General features: G+C 65.8%; 21 protein-coding genes and 1 tRNA gene. 10 read left to right on the top strand and 12 right to left on the bottom strand.

Annotation, left to right across the window (positions count from 1 at the left end; translation table 11 throughout):
• Positions 1-154 precede the first annotated feature (154 nt).
• The 3 genes from DU475_RS05535 to DU475_RS05525 all read left to right on the top strand — a co-directional run bounded on the left by DU475_RS05535 (position 155) and on the right by DU475_RS05525 (position 2,796).
• Complete coding sequence (locus tag DU475_RS05535; RefSeq protein ID WP_013500092.1) at positions 155-664, top strand: GNAT family N-acetyltransferase; 510 nt, start codon at positions 155-157, stop codon at positions 662-664.
• A gap of 78 nt (positions 665-742) precedes the next feature.
• A complete protein-coding gene (gene ppa / locus DU475_RS05530) occupies positions 743-1,279 on the top strand; it encodes an inorganic diphosphatase (RefSeq protein ID WP_013500093.1) in 537 nt (178 codons plus the stop codon).
• Positions 1,276-2,796 (top strand): M20 family peptidase, encoded by a 1,521-nt coding sequence (locus DU475_RS05525; RefSeq protein WP_283812063.1) that lies wholly within the window; start codon positions 1,276-1,278, stop codon positions 2,794-2,796. The genes ppa and DU475_RS05525 overlap by 4 nt, the downstream gene beginning before the upstream one ends.
• Positions 2,797-2,970: 174 nt before the next feature.
• On the opposite strand, the gene folD is transcribed toward DU475_RS05525, so the two are convergent.
• The 3 genes from folD to DU475_RS05510 form a co-directional block, all read right to left on the bottom strand.
• On the bottom strand, positions 2,971-3,858 hold the full coding sequence (gene folD / locus DU475_RS05520) for a bifunctional methylenetetrahydrofolate dehydrogenase/methenyltetrahydrofolate cyclohydrolase FolD (RefSeq protein ID WP_047307998.1): 888 nt from the start codon (positions 3,856-3,858) through the stop codon (positions 2,971-2,973).
• 106 nt (positions 3,859-3,964) lie between these two features.
• Complete coding sequence (locus tag DU475_RS05515; protein ID WP_013500096.1) at positions 3,965-4,291, bottom strand: DUF167 domain-containing protein; 327 nt, start codon at positions 4,289-4,291, stop codon at positions 3,965-3,967.
• Positions 4,292-4,300: 9 nt separating this feature from the next.
• Positions 4,301-4,591: a YggT family protein gene (locus tag DU475_RS05510; RefSeq protein ID WP_041806937.1), complete on the bottom strand. Its 291-nt coding sequence runs from the start codon at positions 4,589-4,591 to the stop codon at positions 4,301-4,303.
• Positions 4,592-4,793: 202 nt separating this feature from the next.
• Here DU475_RS05510 and DU475_RS05505 point away from each other — a divergent pair.
• Positions 4,794-4,869: transfer RNA gene (locus DU475_RS05505), tRNA-Ala, on the top strand.
• Positions 4,870-5,178: 309 nt separating this feature from the next.
• On the opposite strand, the gene DU475_RS05500 is transcribed toward DU475_RS05505, so the two are convergent.
• The 6 genes from DU475_RS05500 to DU475_RS05475 all read right to left on the bottom strand — a co-directional run bounded on the left by DU475_RS05500 (position 5,179) and on the right by DU475_RS05475 (position 10,807).
• Complete coding sequence (locus tag DU475_RS05500) at positions 5,179-5,991, bottom strand: enoyl-CoA hydratase (protein ID WP_164631117.1); 813 nt, start codon at positions 5,989-5,991, stop codon at positions 5,179-5,181.
• Between the two features lie 77 nt (positions 5,992-6,068).
• Positions 6,069-6,569 (bottom strand): nuclear transport factor 2 family protein, encoded by a 501-nt coding sequence (locus tag DU475_RS05495; protein WP_164631115.1) that lies wholly within the window; start codon positions 6,567-6,569, stop codon positions 6,069-6,071.
• A 151-nt stretch (positions 6,570-6,720) separates the two neighbouring features.
• Positions 6,721-7,500 (bottom strand): SDR family NAD(P)-dependent oxidoreductase, encoded by a 780-nt coding sequence (locus DU475_RS05490; protein WP_041807618.1) that lies wholly within the window; start codon positions 7,498-7,500, stop codon positions 6,721-6,723.
• Between the two features lie 169 nt (positions 7,501-7,669).
• Complete coding sequence (locus DU475_RS05485; protein WP_013500101.1) at positions 7,670-8,164, bottom strand: tellurite resistance TerB family protein; 495 nt, start codon at positions 8,162-8,164, stop codon at positions 7,670-7,672.
• 136 nt (positions 8,165-8,300) lie between these two features.
• Positions 8,301-9,686, bottom strand: a complete 1,386-nt coding sequence (locus DU475_RS05480) for a cytochrome P450 (protein ID WP_164631114.1) — start codon at positions 9,684-9,686, stop codon at positions 8,301-8,303.
• Between the two features lie 119 nt (positions 9,687-9,805).
• Positions 9,806-10,807, bottom strand: a complete 1,002-nt coding sequence (locus tag DU475_RS05475; protein ID WP_013500103.1) for a 2-hydroxyacid dehydrogenase — start codon at positions 10,805-10,807, stop codon at positions 9,806-9,808.
• A 234-nt stretch (positions 10,808-11,041) separates the two neighbouring features.
• On the opposite strand from DU475_RS05475, the gene DU475_RS05470 reads away from it, so the two are divergent.
• Positions 11,042-11,566 carry an SH3 domain-containing protein gene (locus DU475_RS05470; protein WP_164631112.1) on the top strand — a complete coding sequence of 175 codons (525 nt, stop codon included), beginning with the start codon at positions 11,042-11,044 and terminating at the stop codon, positions 11,564-11,566.
• Between the two features lie 103 nt (positions 11,567-11,669).
• On the opposite strand, the gene irrA is transcribed toward DU475_RS05470, so the two are convergent.
• The gene (irrA, locus tag DU475_RS05465) at positions 11,670-12,134 is read right to left on the bottom strand and encodes an iron response transcriptional regulator IrrA (RefSeq protein ID WP_283805243.1); all 465 of its coding nucleotides are present in this window, start codon (positions 12,132-12,134) and stop codon (positions 11,670-11,672) included.
• A gap of 285 nt (positions 12,135-12,419) precedes the next feature.
• Here irrA and fabA point away from each other — a divergent pair, with 285 nt between their 5' ends.
• The 3 genes from fabA (at position 12,420) to fabI (ending at position 15,227) form a co-directional block, all read left to right on the top strand.
• Positions 12,420-12,947: a bifunctional 3-hydroxydecanoyl-ACP dehydratase/trans-2-decenoyl-ACP isomerase gene (gene fabA, locus DU475_RS05460; protein WP_013500106.1), complete on the top strand. Its 528-nt coding sequence runs from the start codon at positions 12,420-12,422 to the stop codon at positions 12,945-12,947.
• A gap of 66 nt (positions 12,948-13,013) precedes the next feature.
• Positions 13,014-14,240: a beta-ketoacyl-ACP synthase I gene (gene fabB / locus DU475_RS05455; RefSeq protein WP_047307993.1), complete on the top strand. Its 1,227-nt coding sequence runs from the start codon at positions 13,014-13,016 to the stop codon at positions 14,238-14,240.
• Positions 14,241-14,414: 174 nt separating this feature from the next.
• A complete protein-coding gene (gene fabI, locus DU475_RS05450; RefSeq protein ID WP_164631110.1) occupies positions 14,415-15,227 on the top strand; it encodes an enoyl-ACP reductase FabI in 813 nt (270 codons plus the stop codon).
• 351 nt (positions 15,228-15,578) lie between these two features.
• Here the strand turns inward: fabI and DU475_RS05445 are convergent, their stop codons facing one another.
• Together DU475_RS05445 and DU475_RS05440 are read right to left on the bottom strand one after the other, a co-directional pair.
• Positions 15,579-17,192 (bottom strand): phosphoenolpyruvate carboxykinase, encoded by a 1,614-nt coding sequence (locus tag DU475_RS05445; protein ID WP_047308269.1) that lies wholly within the window; start codon positions 17,190-17,192, stop codon positions 15,579-15,581.
• A gap of 191 nt (positions 17,193-17,383) precedes the next feature.
• Positions 17,384-18,118 (bottom strand): HugZ family pyridoxamine 5'-phosphate oxidase, encoded by a 735-nt coding sequence (locus tag DU475_RS05440; protein ID WP_164631108.1) that lies wholly within the window; start codon positions 18,116-18,118, stop codon positions 17,384-17,386.
• 233 nt (positions 18,119-18,351) lie between these two features.
• On the opposite strand from DU475_RS05440, the gene DU475_RS05435 reads away from it, so the two are divergent.
• Both DU475_RS05435 and DU475_RS05430 read left to right on the top strand, forming a co-directional pair.
• Complete coding sequence (locus tag DU475_RS05435; protein ID WP_011155926.1) at positions 18,352-19,053, top strand: response regulator transcription factor; 702 nt, start codon at positions 18,352-18,354, stop codon at positions 19,051-19,053.
• Between the two features lie 135 nt (positions 19,054-19,188).
• Positions 19,189-19,981 (top strand): stimulus-sensing domain-containing protein (locus DU475_RS05430; protein ID WP_246700245.1); only part of this gene is annotated, 793 nt, incomplete at its 3' end.

Genomic DNA, 19,981 nt, shown 5'->3' with positions numbered 1-19,981 from the left:
GCGTGCAGCAATTCGGTGCGAAAACCCGCAGCTCGGACCGGCGTTTGTCCGATTTCGGCACATTCCTGCCGTGGCTGGTGCAGAAAATCCACACGTTAACCGATAATTAACGTTGGAGCTTGAAGCCGGCGCCGCGACTTGCTTTGATCTGCCTATGAGCACGACCCTGATCGAGGTACGAGCGGCAAAGGCAGCGGATGCGTCCGCGGTCGCGGCCACCCATGACGAAGCCTGGCGGTCCGCTTATCAGGGCATCATCCCCGGCGCGGAGCTGGAAAAGCTGATCAACCGCCGCGGCCCGACCTGGTGGGATTCGGCGATCCGCAAGGGCAGCCGAATCAGCGTGCTGTGCTTCGGCGACAAGATCGCCGGCTACGCCAATTACGGTCGTAACCGCGCCCGCAGCCTGCAGTTCGAAGGCGAGATCTACGAATTGTATCTGCGTCCCGAGTTCCAGGGGCTCGGCTTCGGTCGCCGCCTGTTCGCCGCCGCCCGCCGCGATCTGGTGCAGAGCGGCCTGAAGAGCATGGTGATCTGGGCGCTGTCGGACAACGAGCCGGCGACCGAGTTCTATCGGGCTCTGGGCGGCCGGATGGTGGCGCGCTCCTCGGAGCGGTTCGGGCCGAAGTCGCTCGACAAGGTTGCGTTTGCCTGGAGCAACTGAGCCTTTTTTGCGCTGGCGAACACCGCGAGCGCAGGCTATTCGGGTAGTTCCTGAAATCAACTCACTCTGGAGCTCTTGATGCGCATCGACGCAATCCCCGTCGGCGTAAACCCTCCCTATGACGTCAACGTCATCATCGAGGTGCCGGTCGGCGGTGAGCCGATCAAGTACGAAATGGACAAGGCCGCCGGTACTTTGGTGGTGGATCGGTTCCTCTATACCTCGATGCACTATCCGGGGAATTACGGCTTCATCCCCCACACCCTGTCGGACGACGGCGACCCCTGCGACGTGCTGGTCGCCAACACCCGCGGCATCGTGCCGGGCGCGGTGATGAGCGTTCGCCCGGTCGGCGTGCTGTATATGAGCGACGAAGCCGGTCACGACGAGAAGATCATCGCAGTACCGTCGTCGAAGCTGACCCAGCGCTACGACCGCATCAAGACCTACTCGGATCTGCCGGAGATCACGCTGGCGCAGTTCCAGCACTTCTTCGAGCATTACAAGGACCTCGAGCCCGGCAAGTGGGTCAAGGTGCTGCGTTGGGGCGGCGCCGAAGAGGCCCACAAGCTGATCCTCGAGGGCCTGGATCGGGCCAAGCAGGCCAAGGGCTGAGCGGCCGGGAGAAGCGCCGGCGAACAGGAGTTCCGATGCGCCGGCTGCTTCGATGGATTCGTAACCTAGTCGCGATCGCTGTCCTGGCGGTCGCGGCTCTGGCCGGCGTGCTGGCCTACAACACCTTGCGGCACGGCTCGCGGCAGATCGACGTCGCCGCGGTGCCGCCGATCGCGATCGACGAGCAGGGTGCCGCGCAGCGGCTGTCGCAGTCGATCCGCTTTCCGACCATCTCCAATTTCCTCAATCCCGAGCAGGGCGCCGACGCGCTGCGGGACTTGCGCGCGCATATCGAATCCAGCTTCCCGGCGTTCCATGCCGCGGCGAAGCGCGAAATCGTCGGCGGCCACAGCCTGCTCTACACTTGGGAAGGCAGCGATCCGCAGGCCAAGCCGATCGGGCTATTGGCGCATCAGGACGTCGTGCCGATCGCGCCCAAGACGGAAGCCGACTGGCAGCAGCCGCCGTTCAGCGGCGCGATCGAAGGCGGCTACGTCTGGGGCCGCGGCTCGTGGGACGACAAGGGCAACCTCTACGCCATGCTGGAGGCCGCCGAGCTGATGGCCAAGCAGGGCTTCCGGCCGAAACGCACGATCTATTTCGCGTTCGGTCATGACGAGGAGGTCTCCGGCCTGCGCGGCGCCGCCAAGATCGCCGAGCTGCTCGCCTCGCGCAACGTGCGGCTGGATTTCGTGCTCGACGAGGGGCTGTTGATCACCGACGGGGTGCTGAAGGGGCTCGACAAGCCGGCAGCGCTGATCGGCGTCTCCGAGAAGGGCTACGCCACGCTGGTGCTGACGGCCCGCGGCACCCCGGGGCATTCGTCGATGCCGCCGCGCGACACCGCGATCGGGATGCTGGCGGCGGCGCTGACCCATTTGGAAGACAACCGGCTGCCGATGCGGATCCGCGGCTCGGTGGCCGAGATGTTCGATACCCTGGCGCCGGAGATGAGCGGCTTCAGCCGCGTGGCGCTGTCCAACCTGTGGCTGTTCCGGCCGCTGCTGCTGCGCGAATTCGCCAAGAGCGGCACCACCGCCGCGATGGTGCAGACGACGACGGCGCTGACCGTGTTCAACGCCGGCGACAAGGACAATGTGCTGCCCGGCGTCGCCGAGGCCTCCGTCAATTTCCGCCTGCTGCCGGGCGACACCCAGACCAGCGTCACCGACCACGTCCGCAGCGTGGTCGCCAACGACAAGATCGCGATCCAGGGGTTCGACGGCAATTTCGATCCGCCGCCGGTGACCGGCACCAAGAGCGCGTCCTATCTGGCGCTGAATCGCACTATTCGCGAGGTGTTTCCGGACGTCATTGTCGCTCCCGGCCTGATGATCGCCGCGACCGACTCGAGGCACTACGCGCAGGTCGCCGACAACATCTTCCGGTTCTCGCCGGTCCGCGCCACCCCCGAAGACCTGAAGCGCTTCCACGGCACCAACGAGCGCATCAGCATCAAGAACTACGCCGACATGATCCGGTTCTACGTGCGGCTGATGCAGAGCACGGCGGGTTAGTGCGCGGTCGCGCGCCCTGGATCAGGCGCACCGCATGGCAGCACCAATAACTGTCGTCACCCGCGAAGGCGGGTGACCCAGTACGCCGAGACGTCTCGAAAACCATCTGCGCGCGGAATACTGGTTCGCCCGGTCAAGCCGGGCGATGACGGCTGGAGAATTAGACGCGCGACATCACACCGCTGGCTTCGGCAGGCCGTGGATCGCGCAGGCGGCGCGGACGGTGTTGACCAGCAGGCACGCCACCGTCATCAGGCCGACGCCGCCGGGGACCGGCGTAATCGCGCCGGCGACCTCCTTGGCCTCGTCGAACGCGACGTCGCCGAGCAGTTTGTCCTTGCCGCCGTCCTTGCCCGGCGTCCGGTTGATGCCGACGTCGATCACGGTAGCGCCCGGCTTGATCCAGTCGCCTTTCACCATTTCGGCCTTGCCGACCGCGGCGAACACCAGATCGGCCTGGCGGCACAGCGCCGGCAGGTCGCGGGTGCGCGAATGTGCGATCGTCACGGTGGCGTTCTCGTTGAGCAGCAATTGCACCAGCGGCTTGCCGACCAGATTGGAGCGGCCGATCACCAGCGCGTTCATGCCCTCGAGCGAAGCGTGGACGGTCTTGGCCATGATGATGCTGCCGAGCGGCGTGCACGGCGTCAGCGCGAACAGGCCGGAGGCGAGCCGGCCGGCATTGGTCGGGTTGAGGCCGTCGACATCCTTGGCCGGATCGATGGCGTCGATCACCGCGTTGCTGTCGAGTCCCTTCGGCAGCGGCAATTGCACCAGGATGCCGTGCACCGCCGGATCGGCATTGAGCTTTGCGATCAACGCCATCAGCTCGGCCTGCGGCACGTCGGCGGGCAGCCGGTGCTCGAACGAGGCCATGCCGGCCTCCTGGGTCTGCTTGTGCTTGGAGCGGACATAGACCTCGGAAGCGGGGTCGTTGCCGACCAGCACCACCGCGAGGCCCGGCGTGATGCCGTGGTCGGTCTTCAGCCGCGCGACCTCGGCGGCGACGCGGGCGCGCAGCTCGGCCGAGATGATTTTTCCATCGATGATCCGGGCGGTCATGTCGTCCTCTTTGACTGGTCCAGCCGATGCGTCCGCATCGAAATGAAAAAGCCTCTCCGGAGCGGAGAGGCGAACGGTGGATCGCCCTCGCGGGCCTCCCGGGTGATTATTCGGCGGGCTTGGCCGCCACCAGGCGGCGCAACACCTCGCCGAGCTGTTTTGGATCGCCGTCGATCGCGATCTGCTTCTGCCGCGAGGTCGCGCCCGACAGCAGCCTGACATTGCGCTTCGGCACGCCGACCGCTTTGGCCAGCAACTCCGTCACCGCCCGGTTGGCTTCGCCGCCATCGGCGATCGCCCGGACCCGCACTTTCAGCACCGGCCGGCCGTCGGACAGCGTCTCCAGCCCGTCGATGTCGTCGCGGCCGCCACGCGGGGTCACCCGCACCGCTACCGCGACGCCCTGAGCCGAATACCGCCAAGCCTCCGCCATGCCCGGGGCTCAGAACACCGCCGGGTAGATGTAATAGGTGATCACACGCTGCAGGAACATAATCAGAAGGATCAGGATGATCGGCGAGATGTCGAGACCGCCGAGCGAGGGCAGCAGATTGCGGATCGGCGCCAGCAGCGGCTCGGTGATTCGGTACAGGAAATCGGACACCGCGCCGACGAACTGGTTGCGGGTGTTCACGACGTTGAAGGCGATCAGCCAGGACAGGATCGCCGAGGCGATCAGCAGCCAGATGTAGAGATCGAGGATGATGAGAACGATGTCGAGAATGGCGCGCATGGCGGGGGAAAACTCGCGGTTTCGGTCGCGGAAGGGCTGTGCCGTAAATATCGGTTCACCCCCGTCCAAACAAGGGAACTCGGGGCAATAAAGCCCGATGACGATGACGTGTCACAACCCGCCGTCACGTCCTTGACTTGGCGTTCGCCGGCACTGTAAATGGCGGCGTTCGCTGATCGGTGCCCCGCGCACCGACCGCGGAGGGGCCATAGCTCAGCTGGGAGAGCGCGTCGTTCGCAATGACGAGGTCGGCGGTTCGATCCCGCCTGGCTCCACCAGCCTTCGCTGGCTTCGCCAGCTTCGGCCCGGCAAACCCGCCATCGTGGCGAAAGCTGCCGCGGCGTAGCCCGAAGGGCGAAGACGGGCCGTCTGATCAAGCCGGCCGCGCGCAGCAACAATCCCAGCACGAAGTTCTTCAATGCCGATCCGCACGAGCGGACCATATCGTTCGTCGTGGCCGGGCTTGTCCCGGCCATCCACGTCTTTACCGAGCTCGACCGCAGGAAGGCGTGGATGCCCGGGACGAGCCCGGGCCTGACGCGTGGTGAGGGCAGTTCTGATCTTAGCCGCCGATTTCGCCGTACCGCTCACGCGCTCTTAAACTGCGGCGGGCGCTTTTCGACAAAGCTGGCGACGCCTTCCTTGAAGTCGTCGCTGGCGAGCGAGATCGCCATCTCGCGATTGGCCTCGATCGTCGCTTCCGCCAGCGTCTGGAACGGCACCTCGTAGAGCTGGCGCTTGATCACCCGCATCGATGCCGGCGCGACATTGTCGGCGAGGTCGCGGGCATAGGCGTAGGTCTGTTCGCGGAGCTGATCGGCCGGATACAGCCGGTTGACCAGCCCCATTCGCAGCGCCTCGTCGGCCGAGACCCGGCGGGCCGACAGCAGCAGGTCGAGCGCGTTGGCGTGGCCGACGATCTGCGGCAGCATCCAGGAGATGCCGTGCTCGGCAATCAGGCCGCGGCGCGCGAAGGCGGTGGTGAACACCGCAGTGTCGGCGGCGAAGCGGACGTCGCAATACAGCGCGTGGACGAGACCGATGCCGGCGGTGGCGCCGTTAAGCATGCCGATGATCGGCTTACCGATCGACGGATAGAACGCGTAGCGGGTCTGCCAGTCGGCGCGGCGGTTCATGTCGAACGGCGGCAGGTCGGCGGCGCGGCGGACGTCGGAGGGATCGATGTTCTGCAGCACCTGCATGTCGGCGCCGGCGCAGAAGCCGCGACCGGCGCCGGTCAGCACGATGACACGGACCCCGCCGTCCTCGGCCGCCTGCTGCATCGCGGCCCGCACCTCGCGCTCCATCACCGGCGTCCACGCATTCATGCGGTCCGGCCGGTTCAGCGTGATGGTCGCGATCCGGTCCGCGACCTCATAGAGGATGTCCTGGTAGCTCAACGGCATTTCTCCCTTTGTTGATTGTTGTTGGGCGCACGACCAGCGTAGTGCGCGTCGCCCGCCGTGGGCGATAGATCTCAGGCGCGGCGCGAGCCCTTGGGCCGGGCCAGATAGTCCTGGGTTTCGGGGCGCTGCTGCAGCCAGCCGCTCCATTTGCGGAAGACCTTGGCCATCCGCTCAGGTGCGACGCCGAGCTGCGCCATCGCCACGCCGCCATTGACCGATTCGTGATATTCCGCGATCAGGCCGCCGCGCAGGACGAACCGGCTCATGCCGTCGATCACCACGCGTCGGCCTGCAAAGTCGGGCACCGTCGAGGTGAAGCTCGACAGCGACCAAGCGTAGCCGAGGTCGTGGTAGCAGACCGGATCGAACATTTCCCAGCGATAATCGGTCGCGTCGCGATGAAACAGATCCTGCATCATCGAGGCGATCTCGGCGCGGCCGCTGTGCGGGCCGTAGATGTAGTCGTGATACGTCGCGTCTTCGGTGAAATGGCCGGCGAACGCTGCGCCGTCGCCGGATTCCGCCGCGCGGGTCAAGCTCTCCAGCAGCCGCGCGAACTCCTCGCTCGTCATGCATCCCCCTGGCTGCCTCGGTCGTGAGCGCCGAGACTTGGCGGAGAGACTAGAGTGTTTTCGAGCGGGTTGGAAACCCGTTGGTCGAAGAAAACGCGCCGGACAGGACAGCCGGCTCGCCGGTTCTGGCTGTGTCAGAACCGGAGTTCATCTAGCGTCGACGCAACTGGAAGCGGCCGACCGCGGTGGCGATGAAGCCGCGCGGGAAGAACCGCAGCAGGAACGGCACGATCTTGACGCCGAGGCCGGGCAACACGATCCGCTTGTTGTGCATCAGCCCGTGATACGCCTGGCGCGCGACTTCCGCCGGCGAAACATTGAGCACGGCGCTGTCGAAGCCCGGCTCGAATCCCGCCCGCTGCTGAAACTCGGTCGGCACCGGGCCGGGGCACAATGCGGTCACCCGCACGCCTTTCGGCCCGAGCTCCTGATGCAGCGCCTCGGTGAGCGACAGCACATAGGCCTTGGACGCGTAGTACACGGCCATGCCGGGGCCGGGCATGAAGCCGGCGATCGAGGCGACGTTGAGGATGCCGCCGCGCAGCCCGGCAATGCTGTCGGCAAAGCGGAACGACAGATCGGTCAGCATCCGGATGTTGAGGTCGATCATCCCGAGCTGGTCTTCGCGATCGAGCTCGACGGCGCGGCCGAACAGTCCGTAGCCGGCATTGTTGACGAGGTACTCGACCTCGACGCCGGCTGCTGCGAGCGTCGAGGCGATCTGCTCGGCGGCGTCCGGCTTGCCCAGATCGCAGGCAATCACGATCGGGTCCGGGCCGCCCTTGGCGCGGATGTCCGCCGCGAGGGTCTCGAGCCGCTCGCCGCGCCGCGCCACCAGGACCACGCGATGAGCATTGTCTGCAAAAATTTGCGCCAGTTCGGCACCGATTCCGGCCGAGGCGCCTGTAATCAAAGTCACTCGTTCAGTCACGACAGGAAACTCATGTTTCAGATTGGCCAAACGGCCCTCCGCGGAACAACCAAGGCCTTAGGCGGGAAGCAAGCAGCGTGCAAGACCCATGCTCGTCAGCGCCTCCTCTACCGGCCGTAGCCGGCAGTGGGACGGGTTCGACTGTTACTGCGCGGAACCGGACGCCCGGTTAGTTGGCGGGATCGACTTCGGAGACCGTCTGCATGTCGTGCGCCGCGGCGACCTTCTGACGCAGATTGACGCGGTCACGGGTCGAGACGGCAAGCAGATCCGCCGCGCGCCACACTACGTTTTCCTCGAACTCGGTCACGGCGCCGTCGGCATAGACCAGCTCCCACATCATTTCGACGATCCGCAGCCGGCCCTGCTCGTTGACCGAACGCATGATCACGCTGGTGAAATGGTAAAGGTCGACGGCCTCGCCTTCGATCAGCGTCGCCGACGCGATCAACCGGGTTGCGGTCGCCGCATCGAGACCGAAGCGCTGTTCGAGCAGTGAATGCAGCTTCTGCTTTTCCACCTCGGACGGATCGCCGTCGATCGAGATGACATGAATCAGCAGAGCGGTTGCGGCGAGGCGGTAGCCGCCTTCGTCGAGCGTCAGTTCTTCCGGTGCGCTCGGGGCGACGACGTCGGTGATGAATTGGCGCAGTTTGTCCAGCATCGTCTCTCGTCTCTCGATGGGGGCGACGGCTCGTCGCTCTATGGCGTGGAAAGGGAACGCCCGCAATGCTGACGCGGTTCCGGGGAGTTCCATGACGGTTGGGTAATGAACGACCGGCCTGGAGCCGTCGCCATGCTCAGCGTGGGGTCAGCCGGAACGACGGCGATCGATCCGGCTGGGTAGTGACGACCCCGATCGGCATCACCGGGGTAGTATCGATCAGCTCGATCCGGAACGTGCCGACGATCTTCGCCAGCGCCAGCGTCGCTTCGACCAGCGCGAAATGGGCGCCGATGCAGACCCGGGGACCGAGGCCGAACGGCAGATAGGCGAACCGGTCCGGCGGCGCGGCGCCCGGCAGGAACCGCGCCGGAACGAAGGCATCGGGCTCGTGCCAGAGTTTTTCATGCCGATGCAGCAGCCACGGCGCGATCAGCATCACGTCGTGCTTGCGGACGGCGAAGCCGGCGACCTGATCCGCACCGGCTGCTTCCCGCACGATCAGGAACGCCGGCGGATACAGCCGCAGCGTTTCGTCGAGCACCGCGCGGGTGAACGGCAGGCGCTCGATCTCCACCGCGCCGGGGCCGAGCCGGCGGACTTCCGCCGCGAGCCGGTCCTGCGCTTCGCGGTCCATCGCCAGCAGATACAAGGCCCAGAACAGCGCGGTCGCGGTGGTCTCGTGCCCGGCCAGAATCATGGTGGCGACCTGATCGCCGAGCTGGGCGTCGCTGAACGCCTCGCCGGTCTCCGGGTCGCGCGCCGCCAGCATCAGTTCGAACAGGTCGCGCGGCGGCGCGTCTGCCGTCTTGCCCGAGGCGCGCCGCGCGGCGATCAGCTCGCCGACGAACCGGGTCCAGCGCCGGCGAAACCGTGCCCGCGCGATGTCCTGCGGGGTCGGCCAGCCGAGCGGCAGCAGCAGATCGAGAAACCGCGGGCTCGCCAGCCGGGTGCCGTAGTCGATCACGAAGCTGCGCAACGCCCGGCCGTGGGTGCCCATCTCGAACGAGAACATCGTCCGCCCGGCGATCTCCAGCGCCAGATGCTGCATTGCCTCGCGCAGATCCACCGGCGCGCCGGCATTGCGGTGCAGCCCGGCGATCGCCTCCTCGGTCGCGGACAGCATGTGCGGCACCAGCGTGGCGACCGCGCGCGGCGTGAAAGCGGGCGCCAGGGTCCGGCGCTGATGCTTCCAGGCGCGCCCTTCGGCGAGCAGCAGCCCGTCACCAAGCATCGGTCGCAGCACGCGGATTCCGGTCGCGGTGCGGCGATAATTGTCGGCGTTGTCGATCAGCACGTGCCGGATCGCGTCCGGCGCGTTGAGGATGTAGCTGGCGTGGGTGAAGAACCGGCCTTTGACGATATCGTCCTGGTAGGCGCGGTCGCCCCAGCTCGCGATCGCATTGTGACGAATCGCCGCGAGACGACCGAGCGCCGAGATGTCGTCCGGCGCGCGCGGCGGCGTCGGCGGGATCAGCGGCGCACGGGACGCCGGCCTGTCGTCGATGACGGCGATGCTCACTTGGCGCACACTCCCTGATCGTCATCCGACGAAGGTAGTGTGCGAAACGGGCGGCGAGAAGGCGTTGCGCGAAACCGACGCGCGAGGCGTTCGGCCGCAGCAAGGCGGCCGGGAACGCTTCAGAGCATCCCGGGCAGGACGCGATCCGGCGGCTTGTGATTATCCAGGAAGGTGCGGATATTGATGATCACCTTCTCGCCCATCTCGACCCGGCCTTCGATGGTGGCCGACCCCATGTGCGGCAGCAGCACGACCTTGCCGTGCTTGGCGAGGCGGACCAGCTTCGGGTTGACCGCGGGCTCGTGCTCGTAGACGTCGAGCCCGGCGCCGGCGATGTCGCCGCTCTCGATCAGCCGGGTCAGCGTCTCCTCGTCGATCACCTCGCCGCGCGCGGTGTTGACGATGAAGGCGTCCTTGCGGATCAGCTTCAGCCGCCGCGCCGACAGCAGATGGAAGGTCGCCGGCGTGTGCGGGCAGTTGACCGAGATGATGTCCATCCGGGCCAGCATCTGGTCGAGCGAATCCCAGTAGGTCGCCCCGAGTTCGTCGGCGATCCGCGGCGCCACCGGCTTGCGGTTGTGGTAATGGATCTGCAGGCCGAAGGCGCGGGCGCGCCGGGCCACCGCCTGGCCGATCCGCCCCATGCCGATGATGCCGAGCCGCTTGCCGCCGAGCCGGCGGCCGAGCATCCAGGTCGGCGACCAGCCGGGCCAGTCGCCGCCATCGGTCAAGAGCGCGGCGCCCTCGATCAGCCGGCGCGGCACCGCCAGGATCAGCGCCATGGTCATGTCGGCGGTATCTTCGGTCAGAACTTTCGGGGTGTTGGTGACGGTGATGCCGCGCGCATGCGCCGCAGCGACGTCGAGATTGTCGATACCGTTGCCGAAATGCGCGATCAGCTTGAGCTGACAATCCGGCTGGTTCAGCATCTCGGCCGTGATGGTATCGGTCACGGTCGGCACCAGCACGTCGGCGGTGCGGGCCGCCTCGGCGAGTTGTTCGGCGGTCATCGGCACGTCGTCGAGATTCAGCCGGGCGTCGAACAGCTCGCGCATCCGGGTTTCGATCGAGTCCGGAAGCTTGCGGGTGACGACGACCAGAGGCTTTTTCTTAACCGACATTCCAACGCTCTCTGACGAGCTCAACGAGATCGTTTAGCCCCCGTTAACTCAGTCTGTTCGACACTCCCGCAGCAGCGTGACCACAGGGGCCGGTCCGACCGTGAGGTCCCTTCCCGTTCCTTGGGTTACCGGATGCCTTCCGGCCTTCTCTAGCAGAAGACCGCGCCAAGACAAGGACCCCTGGGTTTCGCCGGAGACGGCCGCGCCGCAAATCCCGCGACAAGAGGCGTGTCGATGACGATGAAATACCTGATGGCGGTAACGGCGTTCGCAGGTGCGATGATTTGTGCTGCCAGCTTCGCGCAGGCCGGCAAGGACTCGCCGTTGTCTGCGAGTGGACTGCCGGTGCCGCGATACGTCAGCCTTAAGTCGGATCACGTCAATGTCCGCGTCGGCCCGACCAAGGACAACGATGTCGCCTGGGTCTATACCCGGGCCGGGCTGCCGGTCGAGGTCACGGCCGAGTTCGAGAACTGGCGCCGGGTGCGGGATTCCGAGGGGGCCGAAGGCTGGGTCTATCACTCCCTGCTGTCGGGCCGTCGCACCGCGGTGGTAATCATGAAGGACAAGGACGAGCTGGCGCCGCTCTACGAGCGCGCCACTGCGGGCAGCGCCGTGGTGGCCCGGTTGCAGGCCGGCGTCGTGGCGCAGGTCAGGCGTTGCGACATGAAGTGGTGCAGGATCGTCGGCAGCGGCTTCGACGGCTGGATCGAGAAGCGGCAATTGTGGGGCGTGTACGCCGACGAGCAGGTCAACTGATCGCGGCCGTGCAGCGGACGGCGCCTGCGGCTGACACGAAAAAGCCCGGGAGCTCACCGCTCTCGGGCCAAACCGTCACCAAGAATAGCTCCAAGCCGGGGCTTCAGCCGCGCTTACGCAGCCGCACCACGACGTCGACCCGCGCGATCTCGTAGCCGTCCGGAACTTCCGGCGTCGCCTTCAGCTCGAGATCGGCATTCGGAATGTCGATCAGCTCGTGATTGTTCTCGAGATAGAAGTGCTGGTGCGCCGACACATTGGTGTCGAAATAAGTCTTGGTGCCGTCGACGCTGACCTGCCGCAGCAGACCGACTTCAGTGAGCTGGTTCAGGGTGTTGTAAACCGTCGCCAACGACACCGGAACCTTGGCCTGGCTGGCCTCTTCGTACAGCATTTCAGCCGTGAGATGGCGGTCGCCCTTACCGAACAGCAGCCATCCCAGCGCCATCCGCTGCCGGGTCGGCCGCAATCCCACAGATTGCAGCATCTCGTTGACATCGTGCCAAGGACAGCCGTTCAGGCGGGGCTCGGCATGCGAATGAGCCTCCTGAGCCGGTTCCTCTCGCAGAAAAGCTACGTGCTCACCAATGTCCACGATTGCGTACCCCTGCTGCGCTACTATTTGCACTGCATCCTGTGATTATAGGAAGCATTCCTCAGTCGTGCAAGCGTCTCGCAACTGGCGGGGCTCGGTCGTTTTGCTTAAGGAGGATCCCGGAGGTGCCGCTAGGCGGGGCAATATGCCTATGTTACAGACCCGCGCATTCACCGGGCGCGCCTCGCGCACGCACTCAAAACCGGTCGCGTGAGGTGGCCAAATCCTCTCGATCGAACCAAGAAAAGGCATCGTCGCATGCGGGACCGTCGCTCCAGCTACGAATATGAAGACTTGCTGGCCTGCGGCCGCGGCGAATTGTTCGGGGCCGGCAACGCCCAATTGCCGTTGCCGCCGATGCTGATGTTCGACCGGATCACCACCATCACGGAGGACGGCGGCGAATTCGGCAAGGGCCACATTCGCGCCGAGCTCGACGTCAATCCGGACCTGTGGTTTTTCGCCTGTCACTTCAAGAACGATCCGGTGATGCCGGGTTGCCTCGGCCTCGATGCGATGTGGCAGATGGTCGGTTTCTTTCTCGGCTGGGTCGGCGGCGAAGGGCCGGGCCGCGCGCTCGGTCTCGGCGAACTAAAGTTCACCGGTCAGGTGCTGCCGCACATCAGCAAGATCGTTTACAATGTCGACATCAAGCGGGTGATGCGCTCGAAGCTGTGGCTCGGCATTGCCGATGGCTGGCTTTCGGCCGACGACGAGATCATCTACCGCGCAAAGGATCTGAAAGTCGGTCTGTTCAAGCAGACGGCGCAGCCGGTTGGTGGCTAGCGAGTTGGGCTGGTCGCGCGCCGTCGCGCCAGCCGCGAACGACCCTGGAATGAACGAGGCGATCACATGAGACGAGTTGTTGTGACGGGGATGGGGATCGTCTCGTCGATTGGTAACAACACGCAGGAAGTTCTGGCGAGCCTGTACGACGCCAAGCCGGGTATCTCTCGTGCCGAGAAGCACGCCGAGCTCGGATTCCGTTCGCAGGTGCAGGGCGCACCGACGCTAAATCCGGCCGATGTGGTCGATCGTCGCGCGATGCGGTTTCTCGGCGAAGGTGCGGCGTGGAACCACGTCGCGATGGAGCAGGCGATCGCCGATTCCGGGCTGGAAGAGTCCGAGATCTCGAACGAGCGGACCGGCATCGTGATGGGCTCGGGCGGCCCGTCGGCGCGCACCATCGTCGAAGCCGCCGACATCACCCGCACCAAGGGCCCCAAGCGCGTCGGGCCGTTCGCGGTGCCGAAGGCGATGAGCTCGACCGCGTCGGCGACGCTGGCGACCTGGTTCAAGATCAAGGGCGTCAACTACTCGATCTCGTCGGCCTGTGCGACGTCGAACCATTGCATCGGCAACGCCTACGAGCTGATCCAGTGGGGCAAGCAGGACGTGATGTTCGCCGGCGGCTGCGAGGAGCTCGACTGGTCGCTGTCGGTGCTGTTCGACGCGATGGGGGCGATGTCGTCGAAGTACAACGATACTCCGGCCACCGCGTCGCGTCCGTACGATATCAGCCGCGACGGCTTCGTGATCGCCGGCGGCGCCGGCGTGCTGGTGCTGGAAGAGCTCGAGCACGCCAAGGCGCGCGGTGCCAAGATCTACGGCGAGATCATTGGCTACGGTGCGACCTCGGACGGCTACGACATGGTGGCGCCGTCGGGCGAGGGCGCCGAGCGCTGCATGAAGATGGCGCTGGCGACCACCGGCGGCATCAAGATCGACTACATCAACCCGCACGCGACCTCGACGCCGGCCGGCGACCCGCCGGAGATCAACGCGCTCCGCAACGTGTTCGGCGCCGGCGACAAGTGCCCGCCGATCTCGGCCACCAAGGCGCTGACCGGACATTCGCTCGGCGCCACCGGCGTGCAGGAGGCGATCTACTCGCTGCTGATGATGCAGAACGGCTTCATCTGCGAAAGCGCCAACATCACCGAGCTCGACCCGGTGTTCGCCGACATGCCGATCGTGCGCAAGCGGGTCGACAACGCCAAGCTCGGTACCGTGCTGTCGAATTCGTTCGGCTTCGGCGGCACCAACGCGACGCTGGTGTTCAAACGGCTGGATGCGTGATTTCTGCGGCTCTCGCCGGCCCGGCGAGATGCCATATCCATGTGCTACGCCCCTCATGGTGAGGAGGCGCCTGTTGGCGCCGTCTCGAACCATGAGTTGTTGACCGCTTCATCCTTCGAGACGCGCGCTGGCGCGCGCTCCTCAGGATGAGGTCCGAACCAGAGAGCGACGACAATGCAAGGACTGATGCAGGGCAAGCGCGGGCTGATCATGGGCGTCGCCAACGACCATTCGATCGCCTGGGGCATGGCGAAGACGCTGGCGGCGCACGGCGCCGAGCTCGCCTTCACCTATCAGGGCGAGGCGCTGGCGCGCCGGGTCAAGCCGCTGGCGCAGTCGCTGAATTCCGACCTGGTGCTGCCCTGCGACGTCGAGGACATCGCCAGCGTCGACGCGGTATTCGAGACGCTGAAGGAGAAGTGGGGCAAGCTCGACTTCGTGATCCACGCGATCGGCTTCTCCGACAAGAACGAGCTGCGCGGCCAGTACATCGACACCAGCCGCGCCAATTTTTCGCGCACCATGGTGATCTCCTGCTTCTCGTTCACCGAGGTCGCCAAGCGCGCCGCGGCGCTGATGCCGGACGGCGGCGCGATGATCACGCTGACCTTCGGCGCGTCCGAGCGGGCGATGCCGAACTACAATGTGATGGGTCTCGCCAAGGCGGCGCTGGAAGCCAGCGTGCGCTATCTCGCCTGCGACCTCGGCCCCAAGGGCATCCGCGTCAATGCGGTGTCGGCCGGTCCGGTGCGGACGCTGGCCGGCGCCGGCATCGGCGACTCACGCGCGATGTTCGGTTTTATGGAAAAGCACTCGCCGCTCGGCCGCGGCGTCACGCTGGAAGAACTCGGCGGCTCGGCGCTGTATCTGCTCTCCGATCTTTCGGGCGGCGTCACCGGCGAAACCCACTACGTCGATTCCGGCTACAACATCGTGCTGATGCCGAAGCCCGACGCGCTGAAGGGCGGCGACAAGGCGGGCGAGTAGCTTCCTCGCCTATCGCTGCAGTCCCGCGCGCGAATGCGAAAGGGCACCCCTGGCAGGCTGTGTGAGAACTGAACGCGTCGGTTAGGCTGGGCCGCATCGGCGCGCCGGCTGGAAATGCCTGCTGGCAGCCGCCGCCCAGAACATCAAGAAGATTGCCCTCGCACTGCCCCCCGGGCCGATTCCAGTGCCAGGCTGACACAGCCGGCGCTGCGCCACTCGCCAAAAACAAAACCCCGCCGAAAATCGACGGGGTTTGTCAGCGGTCTGAGGCCCCGGAAAAACCGGAGCCTGCGACTTTTCACACGGCCTGCCAGGGGCCGCCCTTTGTATTTGAAGCGATCGTCGTCGAGCTTACTCGGCGGCGATCTTGACGTCCGGCGCGGCGGCGCGGACTTCTGCGTCGACCTGCGCTTCGAACTTGGCGAAGTTCTTCTGGAACATGCCGACCAGCTTGCGCGCGGTGGTGTCGAACGCCGCCTTGTCGGCCCAGGTCTTGACCGGGTCGAGGATCTCGCTCGGCACGCCCGGCAGCGCGGTCGGCACCGCGAAGCCGAAATACGGATCGGTGCGGAACTCGACATTACGCAGCGAACCGTCCAGCGCCGCGGTCAGCAGCGCGCGGGTGACCTTGATCGGCATGCGGTGGCCGGTGCCGTAGATGCCGCCGGTCCAGCCGGTGTTGACCAGCCAGCAGTCGACATTGTGCTTGGCGATCAGCTCGCGCAGCATGTTGCCGTACACCGACGGATCGCGCGGCAGGAACGGCGAACCGAAGCAGGTCGAGAATTCCGGGGTCGGCTCGGTGACGCCGCGCTCGGTGCCGGCGACCTTGGCGGTGTAGCCGGACAGGAAGTGATACATCGCCTGCGCCGGGGTCAGCTTGGCGATCGGCGGCATCACGCCGAACGCGTCGGCGGCGAGCATCACCACGTTCTTCGGCTGGCCGGCGCGGCCGGTCAGCGACGCATTCGGGATCGACTCCAGCGGATAGGCCGAGCGGGTGTTCTCGGTCTTGGAGCCGTCGTCGAAGTCCGGCTTGCGATCGATCTCGCCGAGCACGACGTTCTCGAGCACGGCGCCGAAGCGGGTCGAGGCGGCGTAGATTTCCGGCTCGTTCTCGGCCGACAGCTTGATGCACTTGGCGTAGCAGCCGCCTTCGAAGTTGAAGACGCCGTCCTTGCCCCAGCCGTGCTCGTCGTCGCCGATCAGCGTGCGGTTCGGATCGGCCGACAGCGTGGTCTTGCCGGTGCCGGACAGGCCGAAGAAGATCGCGGTGTCGCCGCTCGGGCCGACATTGGCCGAGCAGTGCATCGGCAGCACACCCTTCTCGGGCAGGTAGTAGTTCAGCGTGGTGAACACGCTCTTCTTCATCTCGCCGGCGTACTGAGTGCCGCCGATCAGCACGATCTTACGGGCGAAGTCGATCGCGACGACGTTCTCGGAGCGGCAGCCGTGGCGCGCCGGGTCGGCGCGGAAGCTCGGCAAATCGATCAGCGTCAGCTCGGGAACGAAGTTCTCCAGCTCGGCGCGCTCGGGACGGCGCAGCAGCGTGCGGATGAACAGCGAGTGCCAGGCGAGCTCGGTGTAAACGCGGGTCTTGATGCGGAAGGTCGGATCGGCGCCGCCGTACAGGTCCTGCGCGAACAGCGTCATGCCTTCGGCGTGCTTGAGGAAGTCCTGGTACAGCGTCTCGAACTGGTCGGCGGTAATCGACTGATTACCACCCCACCACATGGTATTTTCGGTGGTAGCGTCGCGGACCGTGAACTTGTCCTTGGGGCTGCGGCCGGTGAACACGCCGGTGTCCGCGACAAGCGCGCCGTCCGACGACAACACCGCCTCGCCGTTCTTCAGCGCGTGCTCATAGAGCTGGGGTGCACCGAAGTTCCAGTACACGCCTGTGAGATTTTTGAGGCCGAATTTGTCGGCGCCGTAGGCACCGTTATGCACGCCCGTCTCTTGCACGAATAGACCCTCCTGAAGAATCCGCGTTGTCTCGATCGCGCGATTGCCGCCAACGCGCATCACCGGCCGCGGTACACATCAGTATATACCTGCCGGCTCCGGTGGGGCGACTGAATAGTGGCGAACGAGGGCTTTGCCAACCCGGCCGGCAGTATTTCGTTTACCGCCGGTCGACATTGCGCTGGCTCAAGTCATTCCGCTTTGCGGGCAATGTCAGCCATGCGTTTCAGCATGTCCCGCAGTGCAACAGGATTTTCGACGCGGTCCGGAAAGTCGAGCCGCAGCGTCGCACGGCCGCATTGCAGATCGAGGCCTTCGGGATCGATTCCGGTGCACCGCCAGTCGGCTTCGGCGGCGCCGAGTAGCTCGGTGGCATACAACTTCATCGTACCCGAATGATCCGCGTTGATGTGCGCGACCGCGGAGGCCTCCACGTCGAGCAGCGCTTCGGCACCGCGCAGGTCGGTCAGGTAGCGGTCCGGCGCGAGGTCGAGGATCCGGCCGAACCCGGCGACCAGATGAAGACCCGAGGTTTCGATTTTGAACAGCGAAAAGTCGGCGAAGTCGATGTAGCCCTCCGCCGCCGGATGCGCCGCGAGGTAGCGCCGCCGCCATAGCGGGCCGTCGTCGGCCCCGGCCTCGACGGCGGTGCCGAGCAACATGATCCGTGCGCCCTCCAGCGGATCGCCGGCGGCGCGCTCGTCCAGCATCAGCGACACCCGCGGGTCCGCCAACAGGTTTCGGGTGTGAACCGCCAGCCGCGAGATCAGCAGCAATGGCGAGCCATCGGGATGGCTGGCGAGATTGACCAGCGAGCAATACGGCGCACCGCCGGACTGCATCAGCGTCGCCAGCGCTCCCTCGCGGCGGCGGCGCAACAGCGATTTGGCGAGCTTCGGGGCGCTGAATTCGGCGGTCGGCTGCATCGAAACACCTGTCTGCTGGGGCTCAGTTTCTGCCAATGATTGGCTTCAGGCCCCTTTGCGGTCTGAAAATGCGGCATATATCAGCCCCCGCATGGGCCGATCGCGCGAATTCGGAACCGGCCACATTTCAGCCCAGCTTGCATTGCTGGTTGACTGTGCTTTCTGGGCCACCTCACACCGCGGATCGCCGAATCGTTTCGCTGTCTCGCCACGCCGTTTCGGAAAGAAGCTTCATGCCTACAATCGCTTTGGTCGACGACGACCGCAACATTCTGACTTCGGTGTCGATCGCGCTGGAAGCCGAAGGCTACCGGATCATGACCTACACCGACGGCGCCTCGGCGCTCGACGGCTTCCGCACCACGCCGCCCGACCTCGCCATCCTCGATATCAAGATGCCGCGGATGGACGGCATGGAGACGCTGCGGCGGTTGCGCCAGAAATCCGACCTGCCGGTGATCTTCCTGACCTCCAAGGACGAGGAGATCGACGAGCTGTTCGGCCTGAAGATGGGCGCCGACGATTTCATCCGCAAACCGTTCTCGCAGCGGCTGCTGGTGGAGCGCGTCAAAGCGGTACTGCGGCGTTCGGCGCCGAAGGATCCGGCCGCCGCCCCGAAGGAAAACGACGCTAAGGCGCTCGACCGCGGTCCGCTGCGGATGGACCCGGAGCGGCATACCTGCACCTGGAAGAACGAGCCGGTGACCCTCACCGTCACCGAATTCCTGATCCTGCAGGCGCTCGCGACCCGGCCCGGCGTGGTGAAGAGCCGCAACGCGCTGATGGACGCCGCCTACGACGATCAGGTCTATGTCGACGACCGCACCATCGACAGCCACATCAAGCGGCTGCGCAAGAAGTTCAAGGCGGTCGACGACGAGTTCGAGATGATCGAGACGCTGTACGGCGTCGGCTATCGTTTCAAGGAAATCTGATCGGGGCGGCGTGCCGCCGGCGCTGCGGCTGACGATGTCGCCGCATTGCGCTACACTCCGCGACGCGCGCCATGCGCGTGTCGGCAACCATCGGGCTGATGGCCATTGCTAGATCGCACCTCGCCTGATCCAGATATGCGCGACACCGAGGACGCCTCCTCGTCGCGCGACGAGACTCCGGCGCGCGGCCGACGCTGGCCGCGGCCGCTCGACTGGGTGCGCCGCACCGGGCAGTTCTTCTTCACGCTCAGCTTCTCCAGCCTGACGCGGCGAATTCTGTCGCTGAACCTCGCCGGCCTGCTCGCGCTGTCGACGAGCATCCTGTATCTGTCGCAATTCCGCGCCGGCCTGATCGACGCCCGCGCCCAGAGCCTGCTGGTGCAGGCCGAGATCATCGCCGGCGCGATCGCCGCGTCGGCCACGGTCGAAACCAACACCATCACCATCGATCCCGACCGGCTGCTCGACCTCAAGACCGGCGAAAGCTACGGCCCGCCGGACGAGTACGCGCTGCTGGACTTTCCGATCAATCCCGAGCGCGTCGCGCCGGTGCTGCGGCGGCTGATCTCGCCGACCAAGACCCGCGCCCGGATCTACGACCGCGACGGTGTGCTGATCCTCGACAGCCGCAGCCTGTACGGCCGCGGCGACGTGATGCGGTTCGATTTGCCGCCGCCGACGGCGGAGAAGCCCGGCATCGTCGAGCGGGCGATGATCGCGATCCGAACCTGGTTCAATCGCGGCGACCTGCCGCTGTATCGCGAGCTCGGGCCGGAGAACGGCAACGGCTATCAGGAGGTCGCGCAATCGCTCAAAGGCCACAAGAGCAGCATGGTGCGGATCAACGACCGCGGCGAGGTGATCGTCTCGGTGTCGGTGCCGGTGCAGCGCTTCCGGGCGATCTACGGCTCGCTGATGCTGTCGACCC

The organism is Rhodopseudomonas sp. WA056, assembly GCF_010906995.1.
GTDB lineage: Bacteria > Pseudomonadota > Alphaproteobacteria > Rhizobiales > Xanthobacteraceae > Rhodopseudomonas > Rhodopseudomonas palustris_G.
The sequence above is the reverse complement of the archived record's forward strand: the minus strand, read 5'-3'. Positions and strand labels throughout refer to the sequence as shown.